Source organism: Bacillus sp. ISL-47 (assembly GCF_018613175.1).
Taxonomy (GTDB): domain Bacteria; phylum Bacillota; class Bacilli; order Bacillales; family Cytobacillaceae; genus Cytobacillus.
Window position 1 is genome coordinate 88,039 of sequence record NZ_JAGGQS010000052.1, and the last position, 13,002, is coordinate 101,040.

The 13,002-nt window shown below is 40.7% G+C and carries 14 protein-coding genes and 1 riboswitch; of the genes, 9 read left to right on the forward strand and 5 right to left on the reverse strand.

The annotated features are described in order from the left end of the window. Positions 1-192: 192 nt before the first annotated feature. Positions 193-333: a hypothetical protein gene (locus J7I93_RS18070; RefSeq protein WP_214727303.1), complete on the reverse strand. Its 141-nt coding sequence runs from the start codon at positions 331-333 to the stop codon at positions 193-195. 7 nt (positions 334-340) lie between these two features. Then, complete coding sequence (locus tag J7I93_RS18075) at positions 341-1,501, reverse strand: MFS transporter (protein ID WP_214727304.1); 1,161 nt, start codon at positions 1,499-1,501, stop codon at positions 341-343. A gap of 172 nt (positions 1,502-1,673) precedes the next feature. Between J7I93_RS18075 and J7I93_RS18080 the strand changes: the two genes are divergently transcribed. The 3 genes from J7I93_RS18080 to J7I93_RS18090 all read left to right on the forward strand — a co-directional run bounded on the left by J7I93_RS18080 (position 1,674) and on the right by J7I93_RS18090 (position 4,661). Next, on the forward strand, positions 1,674-1,907 hold the full coding sequence (locus tag J7I93_RS18080; RefSeq protein WP_214727305.1) for a DUF2249 domain-containing protein: 234 nt from the start codon (positions 1,674-1,676) through the stop codon (positions 1,905-1,907). Positions 1,908-2,091: 184 nt separating this feature from the next. Next, on the forward strand, positions 2,092-3,600 hold the full coding sequence (locus J7I93_RS18085; protein ID WP_214727307.1) for a carboxypeptidase M32: 1,509 nt from the start codon (positions 2,092-2,094) through the stop codon (positions 3,598-3,600). Positions 3,601-3,740: 140 nt separating this feature from the next. Then, entirely contained in the window at positions 3,741-4,661 is a 921-nt protein-coding gene (locus tag J7I93_RS18090) for a DMT family transporter (protein WP_214727345.1), read from the forward strand. A gap of 50 nt (positions 4,662-4,711) precedes the next feature. Here the strand turns inward: J7I93_RS18090 and J7I93_RS18095 are convergent, their stop codons facing one another. The 3 genes from J7I93_RS18095 to J7I93_RS18105 are packed head-to-tail and all read right to left on the reverse strand — an operon-like array spanning position 4,712 to position 7,017. Continuing rightward, complete coding sequence (locus J7I93_RS18095; protein ID WP_214727309.1) at positions 4,712-6,367, reverse strand: b(o/a)3-type cytochrome-c oxidase subunit 1; 1,656 nt, start codon at positions 6,365-6,367, stop codon at positions 4,712-4,714. After that, the gene (locus tag J7I93_RS18100) at positions 6,367-6,843 is read right to left on the reverse strand and encodes a cytochrome c oxidase subunit II (RefSeq protein WP_214727311.1); all 477 of its coding nucleotides are present in this window, start codon (positions 6,841-6,843) and stop codon (positions 6,367-6,369) included. The genes J7I93_RS18095 and J7I93_RS18100 overlap by 1 nt, the downstream gene beginning before the upstream one ends. 24 nt (positions 6,844-6,867) lie before the next feature. Then, positions 6,868-7,017 (reverse strand): cytochrome c oxidase subunit 2A, encoded by a 150-nt coding sequence (locus tag J7I93_RS18105; RefSeq protein WP_110064164.1) that lies wholly within the window; start codon positions 7,015-7,017, stop codon positions 6,868-6,870. A gap of 371 nt (positions 7,018-7,388) precedes the next feature. Next, positions 7,389-7,490, forward strand: a riboswitch (purine riboswitch). 142 nt (positions 7,491-7,632) lie between these two features. On the opposite strand from J7I93_RS18105, the gene J7I93_RS18110 reads away from it, so the two are divergent. The 6 genes from J7I93_RS18110 (at position 7,633) to J7I93_RS18135 (ending at position 12,910) form a co-directional block, all read left to right on the forward strand. Next, positions 7,633-8,235 (forward strand): xanthine phosphoribosyltransferase, encoded by a 603-nt coding sequence (locus tag J7I93_RS18110; protein ID WP_214727313.1) that lies wholly within the window; start codon positions 7,633-7,635, stop codon positions 8,233-8,235. Continuing rightward, positions 8,232-9,542, forward strand: coding sequence for a nucleobase:cation symporter-2 family protein (locus J7I93_RS18115; RefSeq protein ID WP_214727315.1), 1,311 nt, complete (start codon positions 8,232-8,234; stop codon positions 9,540-9,542). The genes J7I93_RS18110 and J7I93_RS18115 overlap by 4 nt, the downstream gene beginning before the upstream one ends. 109 nt (positions 9,543-9,651) lie before the next feature. Then, positions 9,652-9,798 (forward strand): hypothetical protein, encoded by a 147-nt coding sequence (locus J7I93_RS18120; protein ID WP_214727317.1) that lies wholly within the window; start codon positions 9,652-9,654, stop codon positions 9,796-9,798. Positions 9,799-9,874: 76 nt separating this feature from the next. Beyond that, positions 9,875-10,648 (forward strand): SDR family NAD(P)-dependent oxidoreductase, encoded by a 774-nt coding sequence (locus J7I93_RS18125; protein ID WP_214727319.1) that lies wholly within the window; start codon positions 9,875-9,877, stop codon positions 10,646-10,648. 608 nt (positions 10,649-11,256) lie between these two features. Then, positions 11,257-12,342 (forward strand): type III polyketide synthase, encoded by a 1,086-nt coding sequence (locus tag J7I93_RS18130; protein ID WP_214727321.1) that lies wholly within the window; start codon positions 11,257-11,259, stop codon positions 12,340-12,342. A 4-nt stretch (positions 12,343-12,346) separates the two neighbouring features. Continuing rightward, positions 12,347-12,910 carry an isoprenylcysteine carboxyl methyltransferase family protein gene (locus J7I93_RS18135; RefSeq protein ID WP_214727323.1) on the forward strand — a complete coding sequence of 188 codons (564 nt, stop codon included), beginning with the start codon at positions 12,347-12,349 and terminating at the stop codon, positions 12,908-12,910. Positions 12,911-13,002 lie beyond the last annotated feature (92 nt).

Here is a 13,002-nt window from a genome sequence, read left to right on the forward strand (position 1 = left end):
GCCCATCGACGGAGCGTGGTGGACTGAGCCGAGTGAGATAAAGGAAACACGAAGAGCGGTAGCGATTCGATGTTGACTTACCGTGGGCGAGGTGAGGGAAGCACGTCGAGTCGATAGGGCGCCGAAGCTAGACAGTTATCAAAGTTTAAAGATATTAATTCTGTTATAAGCTAAATGAAAATCCGCAGATAGTCACTCTGCGGATTTTTTCCTTTCCTCTGAACAATCAAAACAGATGGTTTCATGATTTTCGTTGTAAACCCCGTTGAAAAAGCCGTCCAGGCAATATAGCTGCTTACCGCATACGCAGCAGCTGCCCACCAATTCTTTCATATTCCATTCACTCCTGACTTTTTAAGATTAATGTGCTGTTTTTCTTAAAATAAAGGTACATGGCACAAACAGTAAATAGTAAGACTATTGCAGCTATAGCAAAACCAGCTCTAAATGATACACCCAATAAGCCTAAAAAGGTGGAGCCCGCTACAACACCTAAAGAAAAGAATGCATAAAAGAGGCCAAATGCCTTTCCTCTTGTTTTTTCTGTCGTATTTTTTGCGATAAGCGCATTAATTGAAGGGAAAAGAAGCGCGAACCCAGTACCATATAGGACCATACATAAAAACATAAAGGTAAGTGAAGATGCTGAACTTAGAAGTACAAGTGCCATGCCAATAATAATCATGCCTGTCAGCATTGTGTTTTGGTGCTTGTACTTATCGAAGATTTTATTGATAGGCAAAATAAATATAAGGATAGCGGTCATTCCAAAGGTGCTTAACAAAATACCGCTGAAAATAGAATTAAATTGCAGATGCTCAACCTGTAATGGCAGCAGATAGGCAAGTGTTCCCTGTGCAAACATAAGCGAAAAAGCTCCGGCATAGCTTATAGAAAGCAACGGATTCTTCATTAAAGGCAACAGCCTCTCTGAATGGACATCTGTCCGCTTTGCTTCTTTATTTCGCCTATTTGTCAAAAAAGTGAAAGCAAATACAGAGCTGCTGATCATTGTTGCGGCAATTATTAAAAATACGTAATCTACGCTGTATTTGGAGGCGACGACAGCACCAAATGCAGGCCCCATTATGGCTGAACTTCCAACCGCCGCACCTGATAATGCCATCGATTTGCCTTGTTTATTAGACTTTCCGCGGTTGGCAATGACTGTGAATGCTGCTGGAACGAGAAAGCCTCCAAACAGGCCATGGAGAAATCTGATGGCAACTAATTGAAGTGGTGTACTGACAAGAGTGTACAGCACCAAAATGGATCCGGTTAATGCAAGTCCCGATACCAAAACACTTTTTGCGCCTCTTTTATCTATCCAGTAACCGGCCAGAATATTGCCGATCATATTGGAAAAAGAATACATACCGACAATTAATCCAATAAAAGCTGGTGACGGATTGATGGACTTGGCAAAGGGGCTCATGATGGGCAGCTGTGAAAATGTATCTATAAAAGCCACAATTACAATAAAGAAAATAAAATATCTCATACTGACTCTCTTTCTCGGAATAGTTCACTTTACACCATTATAACTCTTTAACTGGAAGGTTAAAAAGAAAAACGGTAAATATCATAGGATAGCTGTGATGCGGTTCACTAATCTTTTTGACCTGCTCCATTAAAATTAATGTGTAAAGTAAAAGAATAGGAGGGAGATAGAAATGAGAGAATTTGCCCGCACAGTCATTGCGCCTGACTATCCGCCGAAAGAAAAACATCCAGTTATTTTCAGCACCTTTGATTCTTTAAAGGACGGAGAATTTATGCAGATTGTAAATGATCACGATCCGCGTCCTCTGCGGTATCAGTTTATGATGGAACGAGAAGATCAATTCACCTGGGAGTATATTGAAGAGGGACCGGAAACATGGAGAGTAGCAATAGGCAAAAAATAAAAACAAATTAATAAATGCATTCCTCGGAAAAACAGGCACCAGCTAAAACGGTGCCTGTTTTTCTTACGGCAGATTAGCTGAGTACCGCAGAAATTTAAGAATTAAAGAAATTGAAAATGGAGACTGCCTTTTCAGAAAAATATGATAAAATGATTTTGTATAAGATTTCAGAGGGGGAAAAATTGTGACAGAAGCACTAAAAGAGACAGAACTCCAATTTATGGATTATGTAAAAAAAATGACTGCATATAATGAAGCATTATCCTTAATGTTTTGGGATCTTCGCACAGGTGCACCGAAACAGGGAGTGGAACAGCGCTCTGAGGTAATCGGAATGATTTCATCAGAAGTGTTCAGAATGTCTACCTCAGAGGAAATGGCAGCTTACATAGCAAAACTTTCAGGCAAGGAAATTTCGGAAGTGACCTTAAAGACCTTGGAAGAATGCAAACAAGATTACGATCGGAACAAAAAAATACCTGCAGAAGAATACAAGGAGTATGTCATTCTTCAGTCCAAAGCGGAAAGCATCTGGGAAGAAGCAAAGGAGAAATCAGATTTTGATATGTTCCGCCCCTACCTGGAAAAGCTTGTAGAAATGAATAAACGTTTCGTTGGTTATTGGGGATATGAAGGAAACAAATATAATACACTACTGGACATGTATGAACCTGGAGTTACAGTTGAAACGCTTGATCAGGTTTTCAGACAATTACGTGAAAAAATTGTACCGCTTGTCCAGCAAACTTCACAATCTCATAACAAGCCGGAAACAAGCTTTTTATTTGAACGTTTCTCTAAGGATATGCAGCGGGGCTTCAGCCTTGAAATTCTTGAGCAAATGGGCTATAACTTCAAAGCAGGGCGTCTGGATGAAACAGTCCATCCGTTTGCCATTGGCTTAAACCCTGGCGATGTCCGTGTTACGACAAAGTATGATGAAGAGGACTTCCGTACAGCTGTATTTGGCACAATTCATGAAGGCGGCCATGCGTTATATGAGCAGAACATTTCTGCTGATTTAGTGGGCACGCCATTATGCTCAGGAACATCAATGGGAATCCATGAATCTCAGTCTCTATTCTATGAAAACTTTGTCGGACGACACTATTCATTCTGGAAGAAGAATTATCAACTCCTTAAAGATTATGCCAGCGGACAATTTGATGAAGTGTCACTGGATGAGTTCTATCGCGCGATCAATGAATCCAAGCCATCCTTAATCCGAATTGAAGCAGATGAATTAACGTATCCGCTTCATATCATTATCCGTTATGAAATTGAAAAAGGCTTGTTCAATGACGAGATTGAAGTCAAAGATCTTCCTAAGATCTGGAATGAAAAGTATGAACAATACCTTGGTGTGAAGCCTGAAAATGATGCTCAGGGCGTCCTTCAGGATGTTCACTGGGCAGGCGGAAGCTTCGGCTATTTCCCTTCTTATGCTCTCGGCTATATGTATGCAGCGCAGCTTAAAACTAACATGTTAAAGGATTTGCCCGACTATGATAAACTCCTTGAAGAAGGAAACCTGCTTCCAATCAAGGAATGGTTTACAAAAAATGTACACCAGTACGGCAAAATGAAAAAACCGCTTGAAATTTTAAATGATGTAACCGGCGAAGGCCTTAATGCACAATATCTGATTGACTACCTGTATGATAAATACGGTAAGGTGTACCAATTAAACTAAACATAACCTCTGGAAATAAGGCTATCATTAAGCTAATGTTGTTTGGAGTGGAAACTTAATTACACAAGTCAAACAGGGACAAAAATAATTAAGAGGGTGGCGCTAGTGCCATCCTCTTCATTTCATGGAGAGAAAAAATGATGAAGAGACTATTCCCATATGTAATGATTGCCTTTGGAGCAAGCCTTTGGGGGATTATTGCCATTTTCGTTAAAGGATTGGGGGAATACGGATTTACAGCTATGGAAATTGTGGCAATAAGGGTCATCTCTGCTGCGATTTTTCTAATTGTGATTGGCTTCGCACGCTTTAGAAACCAGTTAAAGCTGAAAACCCCGGTGGATATTCGGCTCTTTGCAGGCACCGGTATATTAAGCATTGTATTTTTTAATTATTGTTACTTTACAACAATAAATCAGATCAATGTTTCGATGGCGGTCATTCTGCTCTATACTGCTCCTGCATTTGTTACTGTGCTGTCCTTCCTGTTTTTAAAAGAAAAGGTGGATATAAAAAAAATTGCCGCAGTGGCTGGGACCATTATGGGCTGTATTTTGATTGCAGGCATGACGGCAGGAGACAGCAAAATTACCTTCCTGGGAATCTTAACTGGGTTAGGATCAGGTATCGGTTATGCCCTTTATACCATATTCGGAAAATTTGCTTTGAAAAAGTACCATCCATTCACTGTAACGCTATATACTTTTCTTGTTGCAGCGGCAGCTCTTATTCCGGTGACCCGTTTATGGAAGAAAGCTGAACTGTTTCTAACGGCAGATGTTTTGCTGCTTAGCATAGGCTTGGGTCTGGTTCCAACTGTTCTGGCCTACTTTGTTTACACTTGGGGGCTGGAACAGACTGAAGGAAGCAAAGCAGCAGTTATTGCAACAGTGGAACCGGTAGTTGCAATGCTATTGGGCGTTTCTCTTTATGGTGAGAGCCTCGGTATCATACAAGTTGCCGGTGCGCTTTTAATACTTAGCTCGGTTGTTATTGTAAACCTACCTTCTAAAAGAAAAAATAATGGCATTTTTTCCGAGTCGCAAAAACTGGAACATTAAAAAATCTCCGTCCCTTAGGGAACGGAGATTTTTTTTATACTCTTTGCTATTTACCAGAGCTTATATCCTTTGGCACCTGGAGGAGCATTTTGAATTAAGTCAATAAATGGAATGGTGTAAGCAAACAAAATCAGTACAAATGTAATTCCAAGCCATAGTTTCCAATTTTCAAATACCATTGGAGCTTTTTCAGTTTCTTCTGCAGGTTCTCCGACAGGAAACTCCTGTTCTCCTTTAGGTGCAAAGAAAGCCAGATTGATAAAGATGTAAAGCATTAAAATGATGCCAAGGAACAGGATGGAACCGCCAATCGCCTGGGCAACTTGATAAGGAATCCATTCTGCTGCCTGTGCTGCTCCGCCATATTCGGAGTAAGAAGAACGGCGTGGAGCGCCAAGCAATCCGGCAGCATGCATGGCACCTGACATGAAAGTCATGCCTATGGACCAGATGACAGCCTGTATGATGCCTAATTTATTCATAGCTTTTGTTAATTTACGTCCAGTCAAATGCGGAATAAGCCAATAGGATATTCCAAAGAATGTTAATACGACAGATGTTGCCACAGTTAAATGGAAGTGTCCTGTAACCCAGATCGTATTATGGACTACCTGGTTCATCTGGTGGGAGGCATTAACGATACCGCCGGCACCAGCAGGGATGAATGTTACCATACCAATGAAGGGAACGACAAAGCGTGCATCGCCCCAAGGCAGCTTCTTCAGCCAGCCGAATAATCCTGTTGCTCCTTTTGCACGTCCGAAGCTTTCAAACGTTGCAAATAGGGAAAAGGCAGTCATAAGAGACGGAATCACAACAAGGAATGTTAAAATAACCTGTAAAAACTTCCATGCCGGATCAATTCCCGGCTCCATTAATTGATGGTGGAAACCAACAGGGATGGAGAACAGCAGGAATAATATAAAAGACATACGTGCCAAAGAATCTGAGAAAATCTTTCCGCCAATAACTTTCGGGATAACAACATACCAGGCCATATAAGCAGGCAATAGCCAGAAATATACAAGCGGATGTCCGAAGTACCAGAATAGTGTACGGCTTACTCCGATATTAACTGTTTCAACAAGGCCCAAAGACCAAGGCAGCAATTGAAATAGCACAGTTGAAGCAACACCTATTGTTGCGACGATCCACATCATCGTATTAACAAGTGACATAAATGTTAGGAGAGGGCTCGGCTGTCCTGGATTTTTTCTTCTCCATTCAGCATATTTCATGATAATAGCCGCGCCATCAACCCAGCTTCCCACAATGACCAGTGTCAGGCCGATATAATACAATGCATGTGCCTGAAGCGGTGCATAGAAGGTATAAAGCACAGTTGCTTCATTTAAGAGAATCATCGTTGCAGCAAGTACAGTTCCTGCTGTCATCAGCCAAAAGCCGACCCACCCTGTTATGCGCTGCCGATTCGTAAAAGTGCCTGATGTTTTGCTGGTTGCAGCGAGCTGGAAGCCCATAATAAAAAATGTAGTAAGTACAAGTCCTAAAACAACACCATGAACAGTCAGAATTTGATAATAGCCGATTCCGGAAGGGAGTTCGAATTTTCCTGAACGAACGAGTGTCTGTAATAAACCTGCCAATCCGCCTATTGCCAATGCAGTAAATGCAACAAAAAAGTGAGCCATTGCCAATTTGCCGTCACGACGGTCCACCTTAAGGTTAGCTGTAGGGTTTAACATTACTTCACCACCTCAATTTTAGACGACATCATGTGGTGTCCAACACCGCAATATTCATTACAAACAATTAAGTATTCACCAGTTTTATCAAATGTTGTAATATGTTCACTGATATATCCAGGCTCAAGCATCATATTGATATTCGAACCTGCAACTTCAAATCCGTGAACAACATCCTTTGTTGTAGCAATTATTTTTACTTTTGCTCCATAAGGAACCTCAACGGAAGCGGGATTATAGGAAAATGCGGATGCTACAAAAACCAATTCATAATCCCAGTCTTTACCCTCAACTTTTTTCAATCCCGGCTCATTAAATGGAGCTGTTGCATCAACCTTTTCAGGGTCGATTGTTGCCAAACAGCTTGGCGGCTGGTTTCCAAGATAAAATGCGCTGACACCCAATACTGTTAAAAAGACCAAAAGCGATCCAATTCCAAAAATGAGCCAGGCTTTTTCGAATTTATGCATATGCATGGCTTTATTTCCCCTTTCTATCTTTTAAAAGCGACTGACAAATAATAAGTAAACGCCTACCCACGTAATTACTAGGAAGAATCCTAATAAGAAAACGGAAGCTAACGTTCCCTTTAAGGAAGAGCTATCCTCTATTTCAGTTTTTGTTTTGCGGCTGAGTTCCGTTTTCGCCATTTTCTTTCACTCCCTTCGGAAATTTGGAAAAAGTAAATGATTACATTTTCATAATACAAGACATTTAGGAAGATTCTAGATGCTTTCCGTTAGTTCACAAATTGTTCATTCGTTACTTAATTACTATGGTAATAGTGAAAAGTTGATATTACAGTGATATATGTCACAGAAACCAAGCTGAAATTGTGAAGAAAATGTGAAGGTTAACTTAAGACTTCTGAAGGAGTATGTTTTTTCCCAAAAAATTAACTATGAACAAAGATGGTAAGAAAAAAACGGGTAAATATCGAACGATTGCAGTAGTTATTTTAATTAAGTTCGTTTTTAGCTAGATTTTAGGTTGAATAAATCATATTTGATGTTATAATATTTATAAATTAATAACATTCGCTCATATAATCGCAGGAATATGGCCTGCAAGTTTCTACCGGGTTACCGTAAATGATCCGACTATGAGTGAGCAATGTACAGGATGGGATTGGATTCCACCCTATAAATGCCTGCAAGCTTCGTTTAAAAAGCCTGAAGGCCATTGCTTCACTCATTTTTATGTTGTGAATGCATGGCCTTTGGGCTTTTTATGTTTAGGGGCTTTTATTACAGAGGGGGAAGAAAATGGAACTGCTTATTGAAAAAATAAAAAACGAAGGGATCGTTTTATCATCATCAGTACTAAAGGTAGACTCATTCCTGAACCACCAAATAGATCCACAGCTTATGCAAGAGGTTGGTAAAGAATTTGCAGAGAGATTTGCCGGCAGCGGGATTACAAGGATATTGACTATTGAATCCTCCGGAATTGCTCCTGCTGTTATGGCCGGGCTTCATTTGAACGTTCCGGTTGTTTTCGCCAGAAAAAGAAAATCTTTGACTCTCGTAAATGATTTGATAACTGCATCTGTCTATTCCTTTACAAAGGAAGAAAGCAATGAAATTTCTGTGTCGAATAAGTACCTTGATGAAAAGGATAAAGTGCTTATTATTGATGACTTTCTGGCTAACGGACAAGCTGCGTTAGGGCTTGCAGAAATAGCAAAGAAAGCAAATGCTTCGATTGCAGGAATAGGGATTGTTATAGAAAAAGGGTTTCAGAATGGCGGGCGCCTTCTCCGCGAAAAGGGCTACAGAGTAGAATCATTAGCAATTCTTGACTCACTTGACAACGGCATGGTCAGCTTTGAAAATGCATCAGAGAAAATGGAGGAATTGGCGCGATGAATCAGAATCCGCTCAAAATAGCTTCACTCGGTATTCAGCACGTACTGGCAATGTACGCGGGGGCGGTTATTGTACCGCTAATAGTAGGAGGAGCCCTCGGCTTATCAGGAGAACAGCTTACTTATTTAGTTTCGATTGATATACTTATGTGCGGGATTGCAACCCTCCTTCAGGTTTGGCGTAATAAATTCTTTGGAATTGGTCTTCCAGTTGTCTTGGGATGTACCTTCACTGCTGTAGGGCCAATGATTGCCATTGGAGGCCAATACGGAATATCTGCCATCTATGGCTCCATTCTCGTTTCGGGAATTTTTGTGGTAGCTATTTCAAAGTATTTTGGGAAACTTGTCAGATTCTTTCCACCAGTTGTTACCGGGTCTGTGGTAACGATTATTGGGATAACTTTAATCCCTGTTGCAATGAATAATATGGCTGGGGGCCAGGGAAGCCCGGATTTTGGTTCACTGTCAAATATTGCGCTGGCATTTGGAACATTGCTGTTCATTATTGTGCTGTTCCGTTTCTTTAAAGGATTTATTCGGTCCATTGCCATTTTACTGGGATTGGCAGCAGGAACAATTGTTGCTTATTTTATGGGAATCGTGGATTTTTCAGCAGTTGCGGAGGCTTCCTGGTTCCATATGCCCGCTCCATTCTATTTTGGATTGCCTACTTTTGAAGTGACTGCTATTCTGACAATGATTCTGGTTGCGATGGTTAGTTTAGTAGAATCGACGGGAGTTTACTTTGCGCTCGGTGACATTTGCGATGAGAAGCTTGAGGAAAAAGACCTTTCAAATGGCTACCGTGCTGAAGGGCTTGCGATAATCCTTGGGGCTGTTTTTAATGCATTCCCTTATACAACCTATTCACAAAATGTCGGACTTCTACAGCTTTCGGGGATAAAAACAAAGAATGTCATTTATACTGCAGGTGCGTTCCTTGTACTTCTTGGGCTTGTGCCGAAAATTGGAGCATTAACTACCATTATACCAACGCCGGTGCTTGGAGGGGCGATGGTTGCCATGTTCGGTATGGTTGTTGCCTATGGAATTAAAATGCTCAGCAAGGTGGAGTTTTCATCTCAGGAGAATCTATTAATCATTGCCTGCTCAGTAGGAATGGGATTGGGAGTAACAGCAGTACCGGAATTATTTGCTCAAATGCCTTCTAGCATACGCATCCTAACTGATAACGGGATCGTAGCGGGAAGTATGACTGCCATTGTTTTAAATCTTGTATTCAATGTTTTTAAAGGAAATAAACAGGTTCAGCCAGCTTCTTTTTCGGGTCAGAAAGCTTCTTAAATTAAACCATTTTATTCACAATAAAAGCGGCGATCAATATAATATTCTATCGGGATATTTTTCAATATTCCCGACGCTTTGTTCTTCACAGGAAAGCGAGTGGATTGGGATGGAAAAATATTATTGCGACCATTGCCGGCTTTTATATAATGAAGAAGAAATTTGCGAGGCATGCGGACTGCTTGTTACGAAAAAGATTTATATCGAAGTTCAAAAACATCAAAAAAATCAAAATCAATTTGGGGCATTGGAATAATCCGATGCCATTTTTTTGTGAAAAAGTTTTATTATGCTAAAATAAAATTAATTTTCAGATAAAGGATTGATAAAATATGTATTTACCGTCATTCCGCCTGGATGGCCAAAAAGCCATTGTTACAGGCGCAGGAAGAGGAATTGGGAGAGCTTTGGCCATTGGTCTGGCAGAAGCAGGAGCCGATGTTGCTCTATTATCCAGAACCGTGTCTGATCTAGAGGAGACTGCTGGGATTATACAAAATATGGGCAGAAAGGTTTTAGTAATTCAGACAGATGTAACAAAAAGGGAAGATGTACATATTGCGGTACAAAAGGTGGCTGCCGAATGGAATGAAATTAATATCTTAATAAATAACGCAGGTATGAATATCCGTTCAAAGGCATTGGATGTTACGGACGAAGAGTGGCAGACCATTATGGATACTAATCTTAAATCAGCGTTTATGATGTCACAGGAAACAGCAAAGGTTATGAAGGAAAAGAATACACCTGGCAGAATCATTACGATTGCGTCTGTTGCCGGACATGTAGCCTTAAGAACTGGTGTGGTTTATGCAGCAACCAAAGCCGCTTTAATCCAAATGACTAAAGTCCTTGCGCTTGAATGGGGAGCCCATAATATCAATGTTAATGCCATCGGACCATGGTATTTTAAGACTCCGCTAACCGAAAAATTGCTGGCTGATCAAGAATATGTAAAGGATATCCTGGCTGTTACTCCGTTAAAAAGGGTAGGGGAGCTAGAAGAACTGGTTGGACCTGCGGTATTCCTTTCTTCCTCTGCCGGCAGCTATGTTACAGGCCAGACACTTTTTGTCGATGGCGGCATGACCATACAAGGATTCTAAACAGGTACTTTAAATTGGAAAAGATTTAGTAATGCTATTAATTCAAGTATTCATATATAATGGAAATGCACAACAACTCCTTCAAAACATATTGCTTCCTCCTATTCGGAGGGAGCTTTTTTTTATTTATGGCTCTGTTAAATTTGCCTGTTGATTTCCGCTCCAGGCACTCGCTTTCCGCGGGCGGTCCGGGAGCCTCCTCGGTGCATTCGCACCTGTGGGGTCTCCCGTTGACACGCTTCTCCCGCAGGAGTCTCGCACCTTCCACTCCAATCAACAGGGAGCTAAAATCAACAATAAGCTTTAAAACAGCTTTATTTATTTATCCTGTGTTAAAGCAAACTCTTGTTTTTAGCACTGTGTTGATTGGAGCTGAAGAGATTTCTGCGGGAAAAAGGTCCCGGGAGAGACCCCGCAGGCTTAAAACGCCAAGGCGCTCTCTGAAGTCCGAGGAAAGGGGGCTTGCAGCGAAAATCAACACCTAACCTTACCAGAGCTATTCATTTAATAGTTTCAAATAAAGTTGGAATGGTTACATACATAACAGTTAAGCATAATCTGCATTTATTTGGAAAAATTAAAAGAAAGCCTGAGAAGGGGAGTCATGTATGCCAGCAATCGTATCAGTTGCAGAAGCTATACCTGCACATGTGCTAAGGCAGGAACAGGTAATGGATTTTGCCAGAGATCTATTTTCAGAATCCTTTAAGGATATTGAACGACTTTTAAAAGCTTTTCATAACGGCCAAATTGAAAAGCGTCATTTTGCAAAGGATCTGGAATGGTTTAGGACAGACAAATCGTTTGAAGAAAAAAATAACGCTTATATTGATCAAGCTATTGAGTTAGGGACAAAAGCCATCAAGAGTTGTTTAAATAGTGAAACGTTTCTTAAAAAACAAATACCTTATGAAGAAGTTGACGCTATTTTTACAATTTCAAGTTCAGGCATCGCCACACCAAGTATTGAGGCAAGAATCATGAATAAGCTCCCTTTTTCGGAACACACGAAGCGAATACCAATTTGGGGCTTAGGCTGTGCCGGCGGTGCTTCAGGTCTTTCAAGAGCTTATGAATATTGCCTTGCTTTCCCTAAGGCAAAGGTTTTGGTTTTATCGATTGAATTATGCAGTTTGACATTCCAGCGAAACGACCGATCAAAAAGTAATTTAATCGGCACCTCCCTTTTTGCAGATGGAGTAGCGTGTGCCCTTGTAACAGGCGATGCTGTTACAAGGGAAGAGTTTCAGAAACAGGCGGCCATTCCCCGTATTATGGCGACCCAATCAACAACGATGCGGGATTCTTTGGATGTAATGGGCTGGGAAGTGAAGGATGAAGGCTTATATGTCGTTTTTTCAAAGGACATTCCTGCTATTATAGAAAGCTGGCTAAAGCCGAATGTAGCGGAATTTTTGCAGAGGGAGGGAATAAAAATGGAAGAAATAAACCATTTTGTTGCCCATCCTGGCGGAAAAAAGGTCATCGAATCCTATCAAAGTGCTCTGCAATTTGATCCGGGGATGACGAAAACATCATTGGAAGTTTTAAAAGAATACGGGAATATGTCATCAGCTACCATCCTGTATGTTTTAAAAAAATTTATGGAATTTGGTCGGCAGGGAGAAACTGGGCTTGCAACTGCACTCGGTCCGGGATTCAGTTCAGAGTTGCTGCTCTTGAAGTGGGAGTGAAAACATGTTATTTACCTTATTTATTACGATAATCATTTTACAGCGTGCATTCGAGCTCGTGGCTGCCAAAAATAATGAAAGATGGATGAAAGAGCGTGGAGCGCTCGAATTTGGAAAGCGGCATTACCAGTGGATTGTTTTGATTCATGCCCTCTTTTTTGTCAGCTATATCTTTGAAGTCTTATTTTTTGAAAAGGGCTTATCCCGTTTATGGCCAATGCTTTTCTTTTTATTTATCCTGACCCAGGCGGGCAGACTGTGGGCTCTGTTTTCTCTCGGGCGATTCTGGAATACGAAAATTATCGTCATGCCCGGCGCAAATGTCATAAGAAGGGGACCATACCAATTTATTAAGCATCCTAATTATATGATCGTAGCTGCAGAATTTGTGATAATCCCCTTGATGTTTCAGGCATACATTACAGCAATTGTCTTTACTTTGCTGAATATTTTAATCATGTCCATCAGAATACCAGCTGAAGAAAAAGCACTAAGGGAGCTAACTAAATACGAAGATGCTTTTATGAGACTAAAGCCGGAACCTGATAAAGATATTAAAAAAGTTTGACAATTATATGAACCCTATTGAAAATGATTATCGTTCGTGATAAACTTCTGATTGAAGTTGAAAATTATTCTCAATATCATTCCAATAGGAAA

What these genes read in the sequence shown, in the direction of transcription:
- J7I93_RS18070 (WP_214727303.1), bottom strand. Translation starts at nt 333, where the DNA reads ATGAAAGAATTGGTGGGCAGCTGCTGCGTATGCGGTAAGCAGCTATAT.
- J7I93_RS18125 (WP_214727319.1), top strand. Translation starts at nt 9,875, where the DNA reads ATGTATTTACCGTCATTCCGCCTGGATGGCCAAAAAGCCATTGTTACA.
- J7I93_RS18135 (WP_214727323.1), top strand. Translation starts at nt 12,347, where the DNA reads ATGTTATTTACCTTATTTATTACGATAATCATTTTACAGCGTGCATTC.
- J7I93_RS18110 (WP_214727313.1), top strand. Translation starts at nt 7,633, where the DNA reads ATGGAACTGCTTATTGAAAAAATAAAAAACGAAGGGATCGTTTTATCA.
- J7I93_RS18075 (WP_214727304.1), bottom strand. Translation starts at nt 1,501, where the DNA reads ATGAGATATTTTATTTTCTTTATTGTAATTGTGGCTTTTATAGATACA.
- J7I93_RS18120 (WP_214727317.1), top strand. Translation starts at nt 9,652, where the DNA reads ATGGAAAAATATTATTGCGACCATTGCCGGCTTTTATATAATGAAGAA.
- J7I93_RS18080 (WP_214727305.1), top strand. Translation starts at nt 1,674, where the DNA reads ATGAGAGAATTTGCCCGCACAGTCATTGCGCCTGACTATCCGCCGAAA.
- J7I93_RS18090 (WP_214727345.1), top strand. Translation starts at nt 3,741, where the DNA reads ATGAAGAGACTATTCCCATATGTAATGATTGCCTTTGGAGCAAGCCTT.
- J7I93_RS18130 (WP_214727321.1), top strand. Translation starts at nt 11,257, where the DNA reads ATGCCAGCAATCGTATCAGTTGCAGAAGCTATACCTGCACATGTGCTA.
- J7I93_RS18105 (WP_110064164.1), bottom strand. Translation starts at nt 7,017, where the DNA reads ATGGCGAAAACGGAACTCAGCCGCAAAACAAAAACTGAAATAGAGGAT.
- J7I93_RS18100 (WP_214727311.1), bottom strand. Translation starts at nt 6,843, where the DNA reads ATGCATATGCATAAATTCGAAAAAGCCTGGCTCATTTTTGGAATTGGA.
- J7I93_RS18095 (WP_214727309.1), bottom strand. Translation starts at nt 6,367, where the DNA reads ATGTTAAACCCTACAGCTAACCTTAAGGTGGACCGTCGTGACGGCAAA.
- J7I93_RS18115 (WP_214727315.1), top strand. Translation starts at nt 8,232, where the DNA reads ATGAATCAGAATCCGCTCAAAATAGCTTCACTCGGTATTCAGCACGTA.